The organism is Waterburya agarophytonicola KI4, from assembly GCF_020640915.1.
Classification (GTDB): domain Bacteria; phylum Cyanobacteriota; class Cyanobacteriia; order Cyanobacteriales; family Xenococcaceae; genus Waterburya; species Waterburya agarophytonicola.
The window spans coordinates 97,163-120,258 of the sequence record NZ_JADWDC010000006.1 but is presented as its reverse complement, the minus strand read 5'-3'; the positions used below and the strand labels follow the sequence as shown (position 1 = coordinate 120,258).

At 39.4% G+C, this 23,096-nt stretch carries 11 protein-coding genes; 5 read left to right on the top strand and 6 right to left on the bottom strand.

Going from position 1 to position 23,096, the window contains the following annotated elements:
• Positions 1-38: 38 nt before the first annotated feature.
• The 4 genes from I4641_RS04015 to I4641_RS04000 form a co-directional block, all read right to left on the bottom strand.
• Positions 39-3,623: a non-ribosomal peptide synthetase gene (locus tag I4641_RS04015; RefSeq protein WP_229639177.1), complete on the bottom strand. Its 3,585-nt coding sequence runs from the start codon at positions 3,621-3,623 to the stop codon at positions 39-41.
• Between the two features lie 109 nt (positions 3,624-3,732).
• The gene (locus tag I4641_RS04010) at positions 3,733-5,118 is read right to left on the bottom strand and encodes an O-antigen ligase domain-containing protein (protein WP_229639176.1); all 1,386 of its coding nucleotides are present in this window, start codon (positions 5,116-5,118) and stop codon (positions 3,733-3,735) included.
• A gap of 68 nt (positions 5,119-5,186) precedes the next feature.
• On the bottom strand, positions 5,187-6,533 hold the full coding sequence (locus tag I4641_RS04005) for an oligosaccharide flippase family protein (RefSeq protein WP_229639175.1): 1,347 nt from the start codon (positions 6,531-6,533) through the stop codon (positions 5,187-5,189).
• Between the two features lie 11 nt (positions 6,534-6,544).
• Complete coding sequence (locus tag I4641_RS04000) at positions 6,545-7,831, bottom strand: glycosyltransferase (protein ID WP_229639174.1); 1,287 nt, start codon at positions 7,829-7,831, stop codon at positions 6,545-6,547.
• Between the two features lie 799 nt (positions 7,832-8,630).
• Between I4641_RS04000 and I4641_RS03995 the strand changes: the two genes are divergently transcribed.
• The 5 genes from I4641_RS03995 (at position 8,631) to I4641_RS03975 (ending at position 18,458) form a co-directional block, all read left to right on the top strand.
• A complete protein-coding gene (locus tag I4641_RS03995; RefSeq protein ID WP_229639173.1) occupies positions 8,631-9,905 on the top strand; it encodes a glycosyltransferase family 2 protein in 1,275 nt (424 codons plus the stop codon).
• A gap of 43 nt (positions 9,906-9,948) precedes the next feature.
• Positions 9,949-10,494, top strand: coding sequence for a pentapeptide repeat-containing protein (locus I4641_RS03990; protein ID WP_229639172.1), 546 nt, complete (start codon positions 9,949-9,951; stop codon positions 10,492-10,494).
• A 62-nt stretch (positions 10,495-10,556) separates the two neighbouring features.
• The gene (locus I4641_RS03985; protein ID WP_229639171.1) at positions 10,557-12,710 is read left to right on the top strand and encodes a GumC family protein; all 2,154 of its coding nucleotides are present in this window, start codon (positions 10,557-10,559) and stop codon (positions 12,708-12,710) included.
• Between the two features lie 171 nt (positions 12,711-12,881).
• Complete coding sequence (locus I4641_RS03980) at positions 12,882-15,284, top strand: GH116 family glycosyl hydrolase (RefSeq protein WP_263858127.1); 2,403 nt, start codon at positions 12,882-12,884, stop codon at positions 15,282-15,284.
• Between the two features lie 216 nt (positions 15,285-15,500).
• Positions 15,501-18,458 carry a two-partner secretion domain-containing protein gene (locus I4641_RS03975; RefSeq protein WP_229639169.1) on the top strand — a complete coding sequence of 986 codons (2,958 nt, stop codon included), beginning with the start codon at positions 15,501-15,503 and terminating at the stop codon, positions 18,456-18,458.
• A gap of 131 nt (positions 18,459-18,589) precedes the next feature.
• On the opposite strand, the gene I4641_RS03970 is transcribed toward I4641_RS03975, so the two are convergent.
• Together I4641_RS03970 and I4641_RS03965 are read right to left on the bottom strand one after the other, a co-directional pair.
• Positions 18,590-20,992, bottom strand: a complete 2,403-nt coding sequence (locus I4641_RS03970) for a hypothetical protein (protein ID WP_229639168.1) — start codon at positions 20,990-20,992, stop codon at positions 18,590-18,592.
• Between the two features lie 17 nt (positions 20,993-21,009).
• A complete protein-coding gene (locus I4641_RS03965; protein ID WP_369426716.1) occupies positions 21,010-22,875 on the bottom strand; it encodes a glycosyltransferase family 2 protein in 1,866 nt (621 codons plus the stop codon).
• Positions 22,876-23,096 lie beyond the last annotated feature (221 nt).

Below are 23,096 nucleotides of genomic sequence, written 5' to 3'. Positions count from 1 at the left end.
CACTAATTGATTTGTAAGGGTTGGGAAAGGGGCAAAGGTTAAAGGTTAATTGCATCGATGTATGGTTGCAATTGCTGTGCCATTACTTCAACATGGGGTGCCTGAAGCATACTAGAATGACCTCCAGGGATATCATGTGCCACCACTCCTTCTGTGGCTTGTTTGTTCCAGCCGAATAGGGGGTCTTGGACTTCCCAAATTACAGGGGTGTCATCGATCGCTGGGTTGTCAAAATCTATTTTTTCTGTAGCCCGCCACAGGGTTAGTTGACCTCGATACACCGATGGTTTGCTTCGAGCATATTCATCTTCGGCGTAGATATAGATGTTTCTTAGAGGAATGTTTTGACAAAGCTTGGGAATGGTAATATTGCGATCGCTACAGTATCTTAAAAGCTTAATCCGCAGGTTGTTTGTCAGTTTTTTGGTTCTGGTGCTGACTTCGTAACTAATTAGGTTAGAAGCTTTAGTAAATGCCATTTTAAGAACATTAGCCCAAGATTTAAAACTGGTCTTTTTCCCTTTTAAAGCTTTAGCGAAGCTTTCTTGACGGTTTTGATTGACAGGAACTTGATGATTATCGCCAATTCCCTGGGGACTAATGGCATCAAAAATCGCTACTAAAGGAACTTCTTTCCCTTGCGCCTGAAGTTGACAAGCCATTTCAAAGGCTAATACTCCCCCCGCACACAAACCACCAATTAAATAAGGACCTTGGGGTTGGACTCGACGCATTTCCTTGACATAATTCTCTGCCATTTGACTGATTCTAGTTGGTAGCAGGGGCGTACTCGAATCTGCATGATAACGGGGTCTAATCCCATAAACCGTCTGTTCTGGGTTAAGATGATTTGCCAACTGGGAATAGAGGATGGTTTCACCATCGGCATCGTGGACGAGAAATAAAGGTGTCTGGGAATTTCCTGCTTTGAGCTTGACTATCGAATCAAAATCTCCCTGTTGAGATGTCTGCAAAGTAATCGCTAACTGCTCGATTGTCGGGGCTTCAAATAAAACAGTCAAAGGAAACTTGCGATCGAAGTGACTTTCAATTTCCCCAAATAGCTTCACGGCTAGTAAAGAATGTCCGCCTAGTTCAAAAAAGTTGTCTTGAATACTAATAGAGTCAATTCCCAAAACCTCTGACCAAATTTCTACTAGTTTTTGCTCTACATCATTAGTAGGTAAGACTAGATCGGTATTAGTTTGTCTGGAGTTGATATCTGGTACGGGCAATGCTCGACGATCTAGCTTACCGTTGGGAGTTAACGGCATCGCTTTAAGAAATACGAAGGCACTGGGCATCATGTAGTTGGGCAGTCGCTCTTGGAGAAAAGAACGCACCTCCTGAGTTTGCAGTATTTCCGAAGAACTAACGATATATGCAATCAGACGTTTGTCGCCCGAACCATCTTCGTTGACAGTTACCGCCACTTCACTGATCTCTGGATGCTGGGTTAATACGGCTTCTACTTCACCCAACTCAATCCGAAAGCCTCTTATTTTTACTTGGTTATCAATACGACCTAAATATTCGATTTCTCCATCAGGTAAATATCGTGCTAAATCTCCTGTTTTATAAAGACGCGATACTTCTTGGTTAAAGGAATGAACAATAAATTTCTCTTGGGTTAATTCTGGACGGTTGAGATATCCCCTTGCTAAACTATCTCCACCAACATATAGTTCTCCTGGTACACCAATCGGTACAGGCTGTTGATGTCGGTCAAGAATATGACTCTGTAAATGAGGTAAAGGTTTACCAATAGGTACTTCTCCCACCAAAGGAACAGTTGGAGAAACTGGATATGTGGTCGCAACAACAGTGATTTCTGTCGGACCATAGGAATTTATTAGCTGTAAGCGATCGCTTTTCCCCGATTTCTCGACATATTTTTGCCAGTGCCTTACTGGTTCGGGCATTGCAGCTTCCCCTCCGATCATGACTAATCTGAGAGAGTCTGGACAGGGAACGTCTTTAGTTTTTAATTCTGCCGTTAGTTGATGCCAGTAAGCAGTTGGTAAACCCAATACGGTTAGTTCTAAATCTGCACAAGTTTGGAAAAAAGTCTTTAAGTTGCTCACCATTGCATCGGTGCGTAGCACTAAAGTTGCTCCAACACAGAGACAGGGAAATATTTCCTCTACCGCAGCATCAAAATTAATTGAAGCAAACTGCAAAATGCGATCGCTTTGACTGATGTTATAAACTTGAGTCGCCGATTTAGTAAAGCTGGTCAATCCTTGATGGGTAATCATCACACCCTTGGGATTTCCTGTCGAACCAGAGGTATAGATTACGTAAGCAAGATTTTTATCTACAATGCTTACACCTGGATTTTTGGTACTGTTGGTAGTAATCTGCGACCAATCTGAATCTAAGTTAACAGTTTGGGCTTGGTTTTCTGGTATTGCATTCTGCCATTTAGTCTGAGTTAGCAATACGGAGATATTGGCATCTTTGACCATATAAGCCAAACGTTCTTGGGGATAATTAGGGTCAAGGGGTACATAAGCACCGCCAGCCTTTAAAATGCCCAGTAGACCGACGATCATTTCTAAGGATCTTTCAATACAGATACCAACTAAAGATTCTGCTGTAATTCCCAAAGACTGCAAGTGATGGGCTAGCTGGTTAGCCTGTTGATTAAGCTGTTGATAGGTTAGCTGTTGACTATTAAACTCAACCGCCACTGCATCAGGAGTAAGTTCTACCTGTGCCTCAAATAGCTGCTGGATATTGAAATTATTGCTATTTTCACTACCTTCTACAGCTTGATTCCATTCGATAAAAGTTTGTTTTTCAGCGGTAGTTAATAGAGGCAGATGAATAATTTTTGCTTCGGGATTGGCAACAATTCCTTCTAGTAATGTTTGCCAGTGACCGACCATTCTACTAATAGTTTCGCAGTCGAATAAATCGGTGTTGTATTCTAAATTTCCTTGTATTCCTGCTTTGGCTTCTTGTAGATCTAAAGTCAAATCTAGCATCGAACAGTGACGGTTTAGTCTGTTAGTGCGATCGCCTAATTTTGAGAGTTCATGTTCTTTTTGTAGAGTAAACATGACCTGAAATAGAGGATTATAGCTGTTGTCCTGTTCGAAGTGGAGTTCTTCAACTAACTTAGCAAAGGGTAGTTTGCCATTATTTTGAGCCTCCGAAGTTACTGTTTGAACGCGGTTTAATAATTCTGACACACTCAATTCATCGGCTACATTAGTCCGCAAAACTAAAGTATTAAATAAAAAATTAGACTCTTTTGAATCTATGTTAAAAGTCGAACCAACAAGAATATCAGACTGTTCTGTATAACGATACAGTAAAATTTTAAAAGCCGTTAAGAGAGTTACATACAAACTAACACCTTTTCCGACACTTAAAGATTCAAGAGATTGAACTAAATTTTGAGCAAGCTTAAAAGAAAAGCGATCGCTTTTATAGGTCTGTACTGATGGTCGAGATCTGTCAGTAGGTAATTCTAATAAGGGTACAGCATTGGCTAATTGTCCTTGCCAATAATTAATTTGATTAGTATATTCATCGCTTTGCAACCATTGTTCCCAATGAGCATAATCGACTGTTTTGGATGTTACCTCAGTCATATTTTGTGTCTGCTCAATCATATTAGTTCTCTAATTGAATTGATTAAATAAAAAATCTTTTATATTATTTATCGATCCTAATATGGCTTTTTAAAAAAATAGTAATAATACTGATATGTTTACCAAGTCTTTAATTTTCAGTAGAGTAAAATTGTCTATGTTTTAAATGATTGAAATTATGCTGAGGCTTATTTGTAACAGTTTGAGCTACTGCCGTTCCCGCTACTCCTCCACAGGCTAATATGAAGATAGGATTAATCATGGCATTAAATAAACTATCAACCATATATAAAACTAAAATTATGGTAATTACTGCTGCGGGGGCAACTTGAGGCTTAAACCAGTAACTTGCAGGATAACGTTTGATAAAAGCGATCGCAGGAAAGAAAAATGCTGAAAACACGCTCATCAAACCAACTAAACCATTTTGACCGAAGGCAATAATCCACAAACTATCGGTGATCGAAACATCAATTAATTTACCGTCCCAAGTATATTGATAAACTCTATTTCTGCCCCAGCCACCCCAACCAAAAACTATCTTTTCTCTAGCTTTGTCGGTGAGCATTTCTTCATTGTTAAATCTAAATTCCAAAGATTGTATTCTATCTTTTGGCACAATTCCTGAAAGAGAAGTAACTATCTGATCGGAAACATAAGTTTCGCTTAAAGTATTTTGACCAAAATAAATATAAATAAATGCTATCAACAATAAAACAATTAAGGACGAACGAAACTGCCAAGCAAAGAGCAATATACCTATGCCTAAAAACAACAAAAAATATGCTCCAGTAGACTTAATTAAAATGAAAGTTATTAATAATGCCGATACCAGCCAAGAGATAGGAATGTTGTATACCTGACGAATAACACCAGTTTTCCAAAAACACATGCCAATCAAGGTTGCTGCCATCATCCACATCCCTACTTCCAAACCATGCTGCATAAATACCGATGGTCGATAACCTCCATAACGAATAGTCTGGGCAAAGGAAAAAGGACTAAAGCCATAAACTATGCGGTGTAACTGGGGACTCATTTTAATCTCAAACAAACAAAGAGGAACATAAACCAGTCCCCCCAAAAAAATACCCGTGGCTAATTGACCCAATCCCGCCAGACTATTAAGATATATGCGACCTAAAAAGTACGGTGCGCCCCAGGTTATTATTTGCAAAAGTGCTGAAGATAAACCGTCATAAGTACCCAAGCCATTACTTATTGATGATGGGATGGGACACAAACACCATACCAGCATTGGCAGATCGACCCAGCTAAATTTAAAAGATCGAAAACGACCAATATCATAAACAATTGTCGCGATCGCAATACCATAGCAAGTAGCGGAAACCTTCGTATAGTCAGGCAAACCAGGTAGGGGAAATTCTTTTTGAGGTAAAAATAACCATGCCACAATAAAGCCAATAATTACAGCTTGACGGGCGGGAAAACGATTAAAGAGATGGAAGACGACTGGAATCCAGCCGAACATCACGAGGTAGATTAGGAAAAACATAAATAATAAACAATGGACAATGGACAATGACAATAGAACAAAGCTATGGCTTATCTTTGACAAATAACTTATAAAATTGCGTCGATAGGAAGCCCCAAACCGATGTTGTAGCGAATGGCTAAGACTGCGCCTAATAGTGCCATCAGTATTAGAGTTGCTTCGATATCTTGTCTGACGGTAGATAGCTTTTCGCAACACAAGCCATAGGAAATTAACCCATAAAAAGGCAGATCGTTGAAGGCAATCACGATTACCGCCCCTAAGATACCGTAGAAATGAAATCCTAGGGGTAGGGCGATCGCCATATAGATAAATTTCCATAAATTACCCCAGGCTGCGTAGTTGGGACTACCGATCGCTAGCAATGCTTTATCGCTAGTAATAGAAAGCATCAAAGGCCATAAACCCAAAGCTAAAATAGGCAAAATCCAAGTAGCTTGAACATATCTCGCGTCATATAGGATAGTAATAAGATAGTCGCCAAAGCTGATTAACATGGTTAAGGCGATCGCCTGTCCCAACAGCATTATCCACCTTGGTTTCATCATTTTTTCCTTTAATACTTTGCGGGGAAGACTGGCATATTTAACAATTACGGGATATAAAACTTGAAAACTCAGCTTGCTTACTATTTGTCGGGGGATATCAGCAAAGGTAAAAGCAATAATATAAAAACTCAACATTTCCAAAGAGAAGAGTTTCCCCAGCATCAGCCGATCTATCTCCGAAGCTAGAAACGTCATGGCAGTAGAGATAAAGATCCATTTGCCAAAGGAAGTTAGTTCTTTGACTACTTCACGATCCCAGGCAAAACTTTGAACAGAATTTTTCAATAGGCGATGACTCCAAATCATTTCGACAGTTGTTGATACCAAGTTCCCCACCACTAAAGCCCAAATACTCGGACTAAACCATGCCCAGGTAATCATTACTATCAAGCTAATAATTTGTATTCCTAGCTCAAATCGAATTAGCTTTCCAATCTCCATACGACGCTGAAGAATAGGTAGATTGGTAGAATTGAAGCCGTTGATAATCGAGTTTAAACCTACAATGGGTAATAGTAATTGCAGTCTGGGTTCTTCATAAAACTGCGCCACAGGAAAAGCGATTAACAAACAGCCAATCCATAATGCAAAACCTCTTATTACCTGAACTGTCCAGGCGGTATTAAGGAATACAGGATCTTCACCTCTTTTATTTTGAATAATGCTGGGATAAATCCCCACATCGGAAAAGAGATTTAAACCCATCAGGAAAACACTGACCAAAGCCATTAAACCGAATAACTCTGGAACGAGGAGTCTAGTTAAAATAAGATTGCTTCCCAGTCGTAAACTTTGACTAGTTCCATAACCAAGAATAGTCCAAGCCGTTCCCGAGATTGCCTGTTTTTTAATAGTTGCTGATGACATAAATAGTTTTATTAATTGTTAGATTCCCGTAGGGGCAAACGACAGTTTGTCTTGACGCTTATGGGTGTTTCCTGAATAACTATTTCCGTAATTAGTTGTTTCCCTTGAGTTTGTCGGAAAAGGTCGGCTAATTTACGAGCTTCGATCGCCACATTATGCTGAAGCGCAACTTTTTTTGCTCCCACTTGCCCCATTTGGCTCAATTTATCCGTTGGCAATTGCAGAACTTGGCTCATTGTTTTGGCTAATGCTTCTACCGAACCTGACGGAACTAACCAGCCACAATCTGATTCAACTAATTCGGGTATTCCTGCGATATAGGTACTAATCACGGGACGACCTAAAGCCAATGCTTCCATAATTACTACGGGTAAACCTTCGGCAAAACTAGGTAACACCATCCCTCGCGAGTTAATTATGTGTTGCCGTACCTGTTCGCTGTCCGCCCAACCCGTAATCGTAATGCGATCCTGTAGATCAAACTGGATAATTAGACTTTCTACTTGCGATCGCAGTTCCCCATCTCCCACTAAAACTAGTTGGAAATCTATTCCTAATAAGGCTAATTTACGAGCAGTTTCGAGTAAGATTAAATGCCCCTTTTGTTCGTTTAGTCTACCCACGCAGACTAGCTGATTCGTTTCTGGTACGGGAGTGATTGGCTGCTCAAAGAAAGGCTTGTCCAAACCACAGTGAACGATGTGTATTTTTGACCAGTAAGCGCGATCGCACCAGCGATAAAGCTGACTCTGGCAATAGAAACTAATGGCTGCGACAAAACTTGCTCGTTTAATTTTCTCTTCTAGAGACAGGACGACGGCACGGTCTATGCTTTCTGGACCATGAACCGTAAAGCTATAGGGAATATCACCCAAAACATTACATAGCATCGCTACAGCAGTAGGGTTAAAGGCAAAATGAGCGTGAATATGTTCGATGTCTGCACTGATTACCCAATCAAGAAGTACGCAAGCTTCGGCTAGATAAGCTAGATAAACCAAAATTCCTTTATCTTTATGCCAGCCAATTTTAATTGTTAGCCTAAGTGCCATCAAAAAACGTCTTGGTCTAGCGATCGCAGTGCGGAATAAAGCCCATAGTAAGCCGAATATACCTACCCCCAGAATAAACTTTGTCTTCTCTAGTTCTAATTGGTCAGCGCGATCAACTAGTTTGGCAGCAGGACGAATCGAAAAACGCCAGATTTCTAAACCTTCGTCTGACAATGCTTGGATTTCTCGGCGAATAAAACTGTGGCTAACTGCGGGATATTGATTGATTAAATAGGCTATTTTCATATCACAACCAGGAAGAAATAATGGAAGATATTAAGGATATATCTCTGACAAATTTGAATACTGCGTAAAAAACCAAGTAATATTTATGCTCTTAAAATGGTGATTTATACGCAAATAATAACTGACATATTTTTGTGATTATTGCTATATAAAGTTTTTATGTTTTCCACTTGTCATCTAGCAGCGACTGAAAAATGTATTGCTAGCCAATATTTGAGAGTTTTAAAAAATCTTTGTGGTTAATATAATCGGTTAGATCTTTATTGAATCTTTATTTATTTTTTTGTAGTACTGCTTTTTTAGAATGATTAGCATCAAAAATACTTCAATTAAAATACCTAGCTTTAACAAGGGATTAACTTACTTTGAAAAACGAGAATTATATCTAAAGTATGAAGAATATTCAAAGCGATTTAAAAGTTTTGACTTACTAGTCATTTTTACGTATACTTTTTGAATTATTTAGATAATATATAACTTATGACCCAAAATACCATTTTTCAAAAAAAACTAAATAAAATGCCAAAAGCATAGATTTGCTCTAACAAATAATAATGCGCAATTTTTCTATCTTAATACCGCGCCGTCAATTATCAACGACTCAATTGTTCTTACTTTATCTATTATTGTTATCTCCAAGCATTCAACTCTGTACCTAATTGAGCTTAGAGGTAATCTATTTTCTTTTGTCTTACCAAAAATTATGAACTGAGCTATTGAATTGGTTCTAAATAAAAAAATAATTCATTTTGACAGTAGAAAATCACTTTCCAAAATTAGCACTTACCTCTACATACTCATGAACATTAATCTCGAAGAGATGCTATCAATTGATAGTGTTATACTTTGCTTCACATTAATTCTGTTTCTGCCAATTGCTGTTTTATTTGTTGAGTGTATCGCGGCACTATTACCCAAGAAAAAGATTAATAAAAATCAAGCAATTACAAGTTCTAGTCGACCAACCGTTGCCGTATTAATTGCAGCCCATGATGAAGAAGTTGTGATTGGCAACACTATTGCCAATATATTGCCTCAATTAAGCGATCGCGATCGCTTAATTGTAATTGCAGATAACTGTAGCGATCGCACTGCATCCATCGTCAAAAACTTTGATGTGACCTTACTCGAAAGAAGAAATTCACTGCACCAGGGTAAAGGGTATGCTTTAGATTATGGCTTATGGAGTATGCAGCAAAATCCTAGTGATGTAGTCATTATATTAGATGCTGACTGCCACATACAGCCCAACTATATTGAATCTCTAGCATATAAAGCAATGGCTTCAGGTAGGCCCGTACAGCCCATAAACCTACTTTATAGAGCTAACAACTCCGATCTCAAAAGTGCCATTTCCGAACTAGCCTTTGTCGTGAAAAACTTAGTCCGCCCCCAAGGTTTAGCTAAACTAAATCTTCCCTGTCTCGTGACGATGGGAACGGCATATCCTTGGTCAGTGATTAATCAAGTTCCTTTGGCTAGCGGTAATCTGGTTGAAGATATGCAGCTTGGTATAGACCTTGCCATTGCAGGGAATCCACCTCTATTTTGTTCGGATGCCAAAGTTACAGGAGTTTTGCCATTAAAAGATCGGGCAGCGACTACTCAACGAACCAGATGGGAACATGGTCATCTCTCTACTTTGCAGACTCAAGTTCCTCGTTTAATCAAAGAATCATGGAGACAAAAACGGATGGATTTACTTGCTATTGCTTTTGACTTGTGTGTTCCACCCTTATCTTTTTTAGTTATTCTTTGGTCTATAGTTGCAACGATCGGATTAACCGTCGTAGTTGCAGAAGGAAAGCTCAACTCAGCAATTTGCTGGATAACTATTGAAGGATTACTTTTGTTCTTGGCTATTTTCCTAGCTTGGGGGAAATTTGGACGTAAGATTATTCCTTTCAAATCATTGGTAAATGTACCTTTATATATTATGTGGAAATTGCCAATTTATTTTCAGTTTTTAATCAAGCCTCAACAAAAATGGATCAGAACAGAACGAGATATTGTTAGTACTCAATCAAGTGTTCAACCAAGAACACAAATTGCAGAATTATCCTACAAAGAATAAGTTGTTTTTTGAGTTTAACTATAAGTTAACTATTGGATTATAAATGAAAAAGCACACTCAACAGCTATTCAAAAAACACAAAGTAGGTGATAACAAATTTCGCGAATTATTCTTACGTGCCAACGACCTCAGAGGAATAATTCTGGTGGAAGAAGACTTAGAAGAAGCCAATTTAAGAGGAGCTAATTTAACAGGAGCAGACTTAACCTCAGCCTACTTATATAAAGCCAATCTAGGTAATACCAACCTCAAAAGAGCCAATTTAACAGGAGCAGAACTATGGTTTGTAGATTTAGGACAAGCTAATTTAGAAGAAGCAAACTTAGAAAATGCCAACTTGAAAAATGCTTATTTATGGCGAGCTAATTTTTCTTTAGCTAATCTACAAAAAGTATATCTTAAGGATGCTAATTTAGTGCAAGCTAACTTTTGGCGAGCCAATTTAAAGAATGCCAATCTAAGAGGAGCTAATTTAACAGGAGCAACTCTAAAAGCAGTTCGTATTGATCGGGCAAAATACGATAAAGACACTCTTTTTCCCGAAGACTTCGATCCTGTTAAATCGGGAATGATTTTTATCAGCGAATAATTGTTGATCTTGATATTTATATTTAATTTATACAACCGTAATTTAAAAAATATTATTTTAAAATGCAAGACTTTCCTGGAGAAATAGTAGTACAGTCATCTAATTCGATTCAACAAGTTAATCCAACTCAACAAGGATTAAATCTGACAGGCACATGGGAAACTGTTAAAAGAAATATTTTACCGATTATTGGTATTTCCAGCGTGGCAGCGATCGTATTTTCTCTGACCAACTCTTATACACCAATTTATACAGGTGACTTTCAACTTTTAGTCGAACCAGTGACATCAGAAGCAAAATTTTCTGAACCAAGCACTCTTACTAGCTCTAGTAAAGGCGGCTACCCTGGCTCTTTAGAAATGGACTATTCAACGATTATTACTATCTTAAAAAGTCCTGGGATGCTAGCTTCAATTGTCGAGCAAGTTCAAGTCAAATATCCTGAGTTTACTCAAAAGCAATTGAGAGATAATTTAAAAATTTCCAGACTTAATTTAGATGAATTCGATCTGTCTAATCAAACTAAAATTATCGAAGTCAGCTATCAGGAATCCGATCCAGATTTGGTGGATTTAGTTTTAGAAAAAACGGCTGAAAAATATTTAAGATATTCCCTAGAAGATCGTAAAACTCAAATTGGTCAGGGAATTGAATTTATTGAAGCTCAACTACCAGAACTCAATCGAAAAGTAGTGGGTTTACAAATAAAACTACAAAATTTGCGAGAAAAAAATCAGTTCATCGACCCAGAACTAAAGGGCGAAAGCTTATTAAAACAGGTCGAGCAAATTAACATTCAACAGTTAGAAACCAAAGGCGAACTCAAAAAGTTAAAAGCACTCAAACAAAATTTAGAACAGCAGCTTAACATGAATCCAGAGGAGGCAATTTTAGCCTTAGCTTTAGGAGAGGATGCTAACTATCAAAAATTATTAGAACAATCAAAATTATTAGATAGCCAAATTTCTATTCAAACAGCAAAGTTTACAAACAATAGTCCTCAAGTGCAGGCACTTTATTATGAACAGCAAAACCTGATGAGTTTGCTAACTCAAGAATCGAGAAGAATTTTAGGTAATAAATATCAGCCAGAAACGGTAAATTCTGCTCTGTTCAAATCAAAAAATTCTCTTAGCTCAGAAATGACACAACAGCTAGTTGAAACCACTAACAAAATTGAGCTTTTAGAAATTCAGCTTAATTCTCTCAAAACCAATCAAAATCAATTTGAGCAGCAGGCACAACAGTTACCTAATGTTTCTCGTCAATATGCAGGAGTTACCAAAGAATTAGCTATTGCCAACCAAACCTTAGATCAGCTAACTACTCAAAGAGATGCTTTACGCATTGAGCTAGCACAAAGCCAAATTCCTTGGGAAATTATTTCTTCACCTCAACTGTTAAAAGATTCAGTTGGATTTCCGACACCTCTGCCTCAAAATTCTGAAAAACAATTAATGCTATCTTTGTTCGGCAGCTTAATAATTGGTATTGGCACAGTTGTCGTTTTTGAAAAGTCGCGCAATGTTTTTTATGCTGCCAAAGACATTGAACAACAGCTACAGATACCCCTGCTAGGAACTATTCCTCCAAATGACGATCTAGAACAAAATAATCCCGAATTCTTGGATGCTTTTGATGCTCTGTATGGAAATATTAAGTTCCGCTTTAGTGAAGCAACTTTGCGATCGGTAGTAGTTTCCTCAATTAGCGAAGAAAATAAAATAAATTCCATTGCTCTACATTTAGCTGAAACAGTAGCAGCAATGGGATATAAAGTTTTGTTAGTCGATGCTAATCTGCGTTTGCCGACTCTCCATTCGAGATTGTATTTAGATAATGAAAAGGGACTTTGCGATTTACTTGTAGAACAAGCAGATCTAGATTTTCATGATGTTGTCCAAAAGTCTGCTCGAAAAGAAAATCTTTTTATGATAACTTCTGGACAAATATTACCAAACTCTACTAGGATGTTAGCCTCCAATCAAATGAAAAATCTGAATCAAGAACTTGAGTCAGCATTCGATTTAGTAATTTACGATGCACCAGCTTTATTAAACTGTATGGATACGAGTTTTTTGGCGACTCATACAGATGGAATTATGACAATTCTAGAAGTCGGTAAAACTTCAAAATCTTTAGTGAGAAAAACTTCAGAACAAATAGAAAAATTTCAATTAAATAACTTGGGCATAATTGCAATATTACCAACTTGATGATGGAAAAGTGACTAACATTTATCCGAGCGATCGCCAATCCAAATCACAATAGTCGAGTATAAACAGAGTTACCAAACAAGTATAAAAATTAAAACTCTTGAGGATATTCTGGTGCATCGCCAATTTAGCTGTTATCCTGAATGCTGCTCGATCGCTCAATTAAAGCAAATGACACCTAACCCAGAGATTCCTTATTGCGCTTGGAAACGTCCTATTGGTAAAGGATGGGACAAACCCTATACTGTACGCTACGCGAGTAATTTGGATGATGGTGCTTGGCACGGTATGCCTTTGGGGGGTATGGGTGCGGGATGTATTGGCAGATCGACTAAGGGAGATTTTAATCTTTGGCATTTAGATGGAGGGGAACATATTTTTAAGTCCCTTGCCCCTTGTCAGTTTAGTGTCTTCGAGCATACAGAAGATGGCACTCAGGCTTATGCCTTATCTACAGAAGCACCTGAAGATAATACTCTCTCTCGTTGGTCTTGGTATCCGAAGGAAAAGGGAATGTATAGCGCGTTGTTTCCCCGCAGTTGGTATGAATATCAGGGAGTATTTGCAACCAGTATTACCTGCGAGCAATTTTCGCCGATTTGGTCGGAAAGCTATATGGAAGCAAGCTATCCGATAGTCAATTTTAACTGGAAGATCCGCAACCCGACGGATAAACCAATTACTCTAAGCATTATGCTGACTTGGCAAAATATTGTCGGTTGGTTTACCAATGCCATAAAATCCCCGACGATAAAGGTAAGGGATGATGGTAGTCCAGAATATGAATATCAACCCAAGTGGCGCGATAGTACGGGTAACTATAATGAATGGATACAAGACCATTTTCGAGTGGGTTGTATCTTAAACCGAATTCAACCCCACGAACAAGTGCAGGAAGGAGACGGACAAATTGCGATCGCGACAGTAGCCAATCCTAGTGTCGAAGTATTTTATCAAAGTCGCTGGAATCCCGATGGTGATGGCGCGGAAGTATGGGATAGTTTTGCAGCAGATGGTTCGTTATCCGACAAGCAAGACGAAACCCCTGCCGATCCTGGAGAACAAATTGCTTGCGCGATCGCAGTACGATTTACAATTAAACCAGGACAAACTAAAGAAATTCCTTTTACCCTAGCTTGGGATTTCCCTATTACAGAATTTAAGCAAGGAATCAACTATTATCGACGCTATACCGATTTTTTTGGGCGTAATGCTAACAATAGCTGGTCAATGGTGCGGACTGCTCTCAAACACGGTGACTGGTGGCGCGAAAAAATAGAGGCTTGGCAAAATCCTATATTGCAAAAGGAAGACTTACCCGACTGGTTTAAGATGGCGTTATTTAATGAGCTATATCTGCTAACCGACGGTGGGACTTTATGGACGGCTGCGACAGAAGATGACCCCGTAGGACAGTTTGGGGTATTGGAGTGTATGGACTATCGTTGGTATGAAAGTCTAGACGTGCGCTTATACGGCTCTTTTGGTTTAATGATCTTGTGGTCAAAGTTAGACAAGTCCGTCTTGGAAGCTTTTGCTCGTGCTATTCCCCATCACGATGATACTCCCCGCATAGTAGGATACGATCGCTCTAGTGCTATTCGCAAAGAAGGTGGTGCAACTCCCCACGATCTCGGCGCGCCTAACGAACATCCTTGGGAGGAAACTAACTATACTTCCTATCAAGATTGCAATCAGTGGAAAGACTTACCCAGCGATTTTGTCTTGCAAATATATCGCGACTATTTACTTACCCCAGGGGAGGATAATAACTTTCTTTGGGAATGTTGGGACAGTATTACTCTTACTTTGGCATATCTCAAGAAATTCGACCGCGACAACGATGGCATCCCCGAAAACTCTGGCGCACCCGATCAAACCTTTGACGACTGGAGATTAAAAGGAGTAAGTACCTATTGTGGTGGCTTGTGGATCGCAGCACTCGAAGCAGCAGTGCAAATTGGTAAAATTTTAATTGCCAATCCTCCCATGAATCCTAATCTGCAACCAGAAAATTTCCCAGAAGTTATAGAAACTCAGATTGATACTTATAATAGCTGGCTGCACCAATCGCGATCGCTTTATCACGATACTCTTTGGAATGGAGAATACTATCGCCTGGATACGGAAAGTGGCTCGAATGCAGTTATGGCGGATCAACTGTGCGGGCAATTTTACGCTCGTCTATTGGGTTTGCCCGACGTAGTGGAAGAAAAATATACTAAAGCTACTTTAAACAAAATCTATGATGCCTGTTTCCTGAAATTCCATGATGGTAAATATGGCATCGCTAACGGCGTATTACCCGATGGTAGTCCAGTTAATCCCGATGACACTCATCCCTTGGAAGTATGGACGGGAATTAATTTTGGTATAGCTGCTTTTATGATTCAAATGGGAATGAAGAAAGAGGGGTTTAGAGTAACGGAAACTGTGGTTAATCAGGTGTATGAAAATGGTTTGCAGTTTAGGACTCCTGAAGCGATTACTGCGGTGGGTACTTTTAGGGCAAGTCATTATTTAAGAGCGATGGCGATCTGGGGGATTTATGGTGTTTTGTGTGGGTGGGAGTAGTTTTTTTTCCAAATACGCCAAAACGCAAAGAAGATGATATTTGTTACGTCTAAAGTTAGCCAGATCTACATTTTGGAAACAGCAAGTAGAATTGAACAAACGCCCGATTAAGTCACTTTGATTGACTTTTGTAAAGTATTTACTATGTTTGTAGTACTTTTGCTGATAGCATGTCATTTAGATGTAATTTTAAGCTTCCCTATATCACGTATTTTCATGAAAAAAACTCTCTTATTCCCATTTCAGATAAGCCTTTGCACCGTCGGTTGTCTTTACGCTTCAAGTAGTGTTGCGAAACAGTCCGTCCTAAAGGATACCGCTCCGCATATTGCGGGGGTTCGCCCCGTTGTAGGAACTGTAGAGAGTACCCTCGCTCAAGTCACTTCTGACGGCACAGTTAATACTCAAGTCAATCAGAATGGTAATGTAGCCGAAATAACGGGAGGAGAAACGAGAAGCGGTAATCTATTTCATAGCTTTCAGGACTTTTCAGTTGGTACGGGCAACGAAGCTTTTTTCAATAATGCTTCAGACATCTCTAATATCTTTTCTCGCGTAACAGGCGGAAATATTTCCAACATTGATGGTCTGATTCGAGCTAATGGCAGTGCCAGCTTGTTTTTGATTAACCCCGCAGGAATTATCTTTGGTGAGAATGCCAGGTTAGATATTGGTGGTTCTTTCTATGGCAGTAGTGCCAGTAGTATTTTGTTTGAGGATGGGGAGTTTAGCGCATCAGACTTGGATAATCCTCCTTTGTTAACGGTTAATGCCCCTATTGGATTGAGTTTTAGGGATAATCCAGGGGATATAGTAAATCGTTCAACTGTTCGAGATAATGCTGAAGAAGTAATCGGCTTAGAAGTGAATCCTGGTAATAATCTTACCTTTGTGGCAAGTAATCTTAACTTTGAAGGTGGGAGTTTAACTGCCAGTGGTGGTGACATATATCTTGGTGCTATATCAGAGTCAGGAACGGTAGAAATTAATGACAATGGTAGTGGAAGTTTTGCCGAAGATATATTCAGAGGAGATATAACCCTTAATAATGGCTCAGTAATAGATGTTAGAGGTTCTGGGGGAGGAAATATCAAAATAGATGTTCGGAATCTAAACCTGGAAGGGGGAGAGCTTGGAGTCAGCAGTATTAGAGCGGGAATAAGAGCAGAATCTACTGCTATCGAAGCACAAGCAGGAGATATTACTATTAATGCTACGGGAAATCTCTCTCTCAACGAAGGGGAAATCACCAATAATCAAGAAGGATTTGGTAATAGTGGCAATGTGTTTATAACTACAGGTTCTCTTTCTCTATTAAATGGTAGTTTAGTTGCTAGTAATACTTTGGGGCAAGGCAATGCAGGTGCAGTAAACGTTACAGCCACAGGAGATATTACTATTGATGGGGAAAGAGAGATTATTGCTGATGGGGAAGATTTAGATGTTAGAGTTAGTGGGATTACAAGTAGGATTGAAGAAGGTGCGGTAGGAAATTCAGGCGAAGTGACTGTCTTGACTAACAATCTCACTCTGACTAATGGTGGTCAAGTTGATGCTAGTACTAATGGTATAGGCAATGCAGGGGTGGTAACTGTTACCGCCACAGGAAATATCATTGCTGATAGAGAAGGTTCAAATGGTGGTGCTAGTAGAATTGCCAGTAGGGTTGAACGGGATACGGTAGGGGATGCAGGCGCAGTGACTGTCTTGACTAACAATCTCACTCTAACTAATGGGGGTCGAGTTGATGCTAGTACTAATGGTGAAGGCAATGCAGGGTTAGTAACTGTTACCGCCACAGGAGATATTACAGCAGATGGTGTACGACCTCGTCCTGAAGAACTACAAAGTGGAAATAGTGGTCGCGTTCCTAGTGGAATTACCAGTAGGGTTGGTCCAGGGGGAGAAGGGGATGCAGGAGGGGTAATTGTCTCCACTAACAATCTCAACCTGACTGCTGGTGGACGAGTTGATGCTAGTGTTGGAGGTCAGGGAAATGCAGGTGAGATAATTGTTACAGCCACAGGAGATATTAATATAGATGGGGAACGACAATTATTAACTCCCGTTCCCAGTGGAATTACCAGTAGGATTACTGAGAATTCAACAGGGGATGCAGGAGGTATAACAGTCTCTACTAACAATCTCAACTTGACTAATGGGGGTCAAGTTTCTGCTACTACTGAGGGTCAAGGCGATGCGGGTGCAGTGACTGTTACAGCGACAGGAGATATTACTATTGATGGGCAAAGTTCAACAGGTAGATTTAGTAATATCTCTGCAAATGCTGTTAATTTGGATGGTAATGGAGGTGGTGTATTTATCGATACGGGAAACCTGTTTATTACTAATGGTGGTTCTGTCGAAGCAACAAACTTCGATAGTCTAGGAGAGAATCCAGGTACGGGAAGACCAGGAAGTATAAGCATCACAGCCGATACTATACAGCTTACTGACAATGCCAGAATTGAGACAGCTACTCAATTTGCTGGAGGAGAAAGTGGCATTATCGATTTACAAGTAGCCGAAAATATTATTCTGCAAAACAACAGTTTTATCTCTGCCCAAGCTCGTAATAACGCTGATGGAGGTAATATAAATATAGATTCTAGATTCACCATTGCTTTTCCTAGCGATGGCAATGGAAATGATATTATTGCTAATGCAGAAGATGGAGTGGGAGGAAATATTCAAATAAACTCTACACTATTAGGAATCCAAGAAAATTCAGCGACAGAAAACAATGGTAGTAACGATATTGATGCCAGTTCTCGCTTTAATCTAGATGGCAATATTAGGATTAATACTCCAGATAATAGTTTGATTCAAGGCGCAACAGAGTTATCCACAGATGTAATAGTACCAGAAGAAACTAGGGAACAAGCCTGTCAAGCCGATCGTAAATTAGCAGCCCAAAATGGTCTTTATATTACTGGCAAAGGCGGCATTTTTCCCGATCCAGGATCGCCTCTAAATTCTCTCAATGTCACAGTCAATGGCAAAGATAATTCTACTTCAACTATTCCCGCATCTATAGAAACCAGTCAGGGTAAAATTCAGCCAGCTAGAGGAGTCGAAATAACTGAATCTGGAGAAGTAATCTTGACTGCATATCGCACCAATAACTCAGGAGAACGTATTCCTGAAGGTTCAAGAAATTGCGATCGCCTCTAAACTCACCTTCCGCACCTCAAAATATTTTAATTTCAATTTATTTTCATTAACTGATAATTATTGAGAATGACTGAGTAAGAGAATATTACTTTTAGCTATTTTCTGGTTTTGGACTTTGGACAAACAGCAAATCACCAACGCCCAGCAGTGATATTTGACCAATACGACCAATCCCAGCGGCTATTCTTACCCGAGATAGTTTCTAAGATCAATTTTTGGGTATCAATTTGACTCAAATCAATAGTTGCTCGATGTATACCCCGATCTTCTGGGTTAGTTCTCGGTTGCAGTTGACGAGAAAAAAGTATTTTCTGGCGATTCTTAGACTCTAAAGTAATGATTCTAAATTCTACTCCATCACCTGCGTTTTCTTGTAATGACTGGTCTACTCCCTTGGGCAAAATACCAAAGCTAAATGATAAATTTTGTTGTTTTTTTCCTACCTCGATAGTAAGTTTGTTTGGAGCATGAGCCATCCAACCAGCTGTATTTTCACCATCAATCGCAGTCCTGATTATTACACCATTTAAAGCTTCGGGTATTATTCGGTTACTTGCTTCTTGCCATCCCGTAATTCGGCTTCGATCTTGTCGAGGAAACTGTAGCTGACTGAGTTGTAATTGATATGTTGATGGATAAAACCAAGAATTATTACCTGGGGCAATAATTCTAAACTTTTTTACTTTTTTTCGAGCCAATGTTTGCTGCCAGTTAGGAATAGCAAATTCTAAAAAATCCCAGCGATTGGACAATATAGGAGATAGTAAAAAACCTTCGCTCATTACATCAGTAAGCATAGTATATTGTGTGCGATTGCCATTAGCCGTTTCTACCTCTAAATATAAGTGAGGCAACCTCAAAGCCGTCTTGGCTAATTTGCCCCAGAAATTAGGTTTCAATTTTACTTCCCCCCAAACAGAGTTAGCATCGTCAAGGTTAATCCATTCCCCCAAAGTTGCCAATTTTTCTCCTATGGTTTCTAACTCATATTGACGGGGGCGATCGCTGCGTTGTAAAAGTAAGTAACGACCTTCAGTTTGGGTAATATCGTAGAGAGTTAACATTTCTGGCCAAGACAAACCATCTTCAAAACTACCCAGACGTTGATCGATTGGTCGAATGTCAAAGAAAATATTTTTGGCTGCATCGGCTTGTCTTAAATGTTCTACGTTTAATCGAGCTAATTTACTCGTATAAGCAGAAAAACTTTGAAAAACAGGACGGGGCTTATAATCGAAATCGTAAGCAAAAATGCTTCCTATTTCGTTGGGATATAAATCTACCGATCCTGCAATTGCGGGTAAAGGATTTTCACCTCTAACATAGTCTTTATTCTGTTCGGAAATTGCAGCCAAATTTGCTGTGCCGCTGATTACTTTGGCTGCTTGAGGAATTTTACGACTGATTTCTTGTACAATTTTGACTCCAAAGTCTTTATAGCTGTAATTTAAGTAGCGATTTAATACTGTTGCACCCATCATTGATAACAACAAGAGACTCATTCCCCAAGCTAGCATTGCAGGAAACTTAAGCTTTTTGCCAATAGACCAACCCGTTTTGCTAATGGAAGACCATTCCAGGGCAGTAAAAATTGAAACGACAGGAATAATATCAAAAAAAGCCTGTAAAGCGTGGGCATCATGGCGAGTAAATGCACCCTTGAAAGTCACAAAAAAAAGTACTGCCAAACTCAAGCTGGGTAAGATACCCCACCAACGATCTTTTTTCCATCTCAGGAATGCAACTAAAACAAAAAAAATCCCCGTGGAAAGTGCGTAGAGAAATATTTCTGAGTTACTTCCCCCGAGTCCCATAGTTGAACTAAAACCACTAATTATCTCTAAGCTATTAACTACATATTTGGGGATATTAGCAAAATCTTGGGCAGCTATTCCCCAAAAAACCCACATAAAGGCTAAGTAGACTGATGCAACTTGAGGAATTCTTTTTAACCTACCTATTTCATCAATTGCGATCGCACCAATAAAGAAAATGCAAATTACTAAATAGGTCGATTTTACTAGACTAGCAAGAGCAACCGTCATTATAGTCAAAACTAAGGATGGAGTCATCCCCTTGCCCAGGTAGAAATATAGCACCAGAGGCAAAGTAATCACAGTGAATTGAAAAAAATCCATCCAGATCGGGTCATTGGGGAAAAAAAATAGGACGGGGATTAAAAAGAATATCGATCCATCTCGACGACTGGCGCAGTGTCTGCCTATTCTGAATAATCCCGCCCATACTGCGATCGCAATTAAGCAACGAAAGCTAAAAGTAAACCCATAAGTTTCCTTAAAGAATAGATCTACCTGTAAAAATCCATAAGGGCCATAGGTATAAACAAAATCTCGACCAAATTGAATTCTATTGGCGAAGGCTACGTGGAGAGCAGTTGCCCAAGAAGAATCTAAATCAAACTTATAACCAGTAGGATTCCAGGGCAAAACGGTTAATAAACAATAGCCTAAAAAGAGCAAGCCAACGAGCAGGATAATGACTCTATTGGTTGCATATCGGTTATTTTTGAGCATTCTCATAGGGCTAAGGGCTAAATGTTTAGGCTATAGTCTTCATGATTTTTACTGAGGTTAGGATTGTAACAAGGATCTGCACTACAGATTTCTTGCCATTTTTGTCTCATATAGCCAACTTCTTGAGCAAAGCGAGTTTGTTTTTCGGGGGTGTCTTCATGGCCTCTACTTTTAGATTCGTAGTGATACAAAGCTACATGAGGTAAATAAATATTGCGATAGCCGCGAGCAATAATTTTCAGGCAGAAGTCGACATCGTTAAATGCGATCGCCAGTTTTTCTTCAAATCCGCCAATCTCCTCGAATACTTCTCTCCGACACATCATACAAGCTGCCGTAACCGCAGAATAATTGTTAGTCGAAACGATTTGAGAAACATATCCTGCTTGAGTCACCCGAAAATGTTTGTGGCTGTGTCCTGCTACTCCCCCAATTCCCAGAATTACGCCCCCATGTTGGACGGTGTCGTCGGGATAAAGCAATAGGCTGCCTACTGCCCCAATAGATGCTCTTTGAGCTTGTTCCACCATGGCTTCGAGCCAATCTGGAGTCAAGACTTCTGTATCGTTGTTGAGAAAGAGTAAATATTTTCCCTGGGCTTTGGTTACTGCATAGTTGTTGATTTGAGAATAGTTGAAGGGGACATCATAGGGATAGCACTTAAAACGTTCTGGTTGTTGCTGTTGCCAATAAGCAAAACATTCGTGAGTCTTGGCTTCGGTGCTGCCATTATCAATCAAAATTATTTCATAATTGGGATAAGTTGTTTGACTGAAAATCGATTTTAAGCACACATCCAAAACATCAGCTAAATCTTTGGTGGGAATAATAATGCTAACCAGTTGGGGATTTTCGATCTGATAGCGCACTGTATAAACCCCAGGAAAGTCAGGATTGAGCAAAACCTCTCCTGGTTCTTTTCGGCGAGCGATCGCTTCTGAGAGGGCTTTTTGGGCTGCATTGGCTGCATAAGGTTTGGCATCAGAATCTGCTGCTGTAGATTCTAAATGAATGCGCCAATGATAGAGAATATCGGGAATGTGAAATATTTTGTCAGTTTTCTCGCTTAAACGCAGTACTAAATCATAATCTTGGCTGCCTTCAAAGCCAACTCGAAAATTACCCACTTGATTGACTAGCGATCGCCGATAGACCCCCAAATGACAGGTATACATCCGCGATAACAATGAATCGGGACACCAATCAGGTTTGAAGAAATGACCGCTGTGAATATTCTCCTCGTTTACTTTATCTTCGTCGGAATAAATAAAGTCTGCTTCGGGATGTTGATTGAGTAACTCGACTACTTTGGCTAAAGCGTGGGGTGCTAAGAGATCATCATGGTCTAACAAGGCGATATATTCTCCCGTGGCAATCTCTAAAGCAGAATTGGAAGCGCGACAAATATGCCCATTTTCCGAGCGATAAACGACTTTGATTCGTTCGTCTTGCTGGGCGTATTCTGCTAAAATTTCTTTGACGTGAGGTTTGGTAGAACAGTCATCAGCCAAACATAATTCCCAACAGTCGTATGCTTGTTCGATAACAGATGCGATCGCCTGACGTAAAAAGTTCTCATCGGCATTATATATAGGTACGATGATGCTAATTAGGGGGCGATAGGGCAGGGTTGTGCAGTTTAATTTGATTTTTTTTAACTCCTTTGCCTGGGGATAGTTGCGATCGAGCCATTGCTGGTATTCTGGGGTATCTGCTACTATTCCTGAGGACTTGGTCTTAGCATCGGGAATATTTTCCACTACAGGCGGGGAATTACGGGAGACTAAATAGTTTTGATAGAGAAGATCCCGAGTTGCGATCTTGTTCTTTTGTTTTAAATTGAGCCACCATTTTCTCAGCTTCCAAAACTTACTAGTTTCCATTGCCACAATCAAAAGCTTATATTGATCGGCTTGCATTTGCACGACTTTGGTTTGTTTTTCAGCCTCGTGTAGTTGATGTTTGATGTATTCTAGCTGTTGTTGAGTTTGAATTAATTCTGTATCTTTGGACTGTAGCTTGTACTGGATTTTGGTTAAGTTTGCATCTTTTTGAATTAATTCTGCATCTTTGGATTGTAGCTGTTGTTGAGTTTGAATTAATT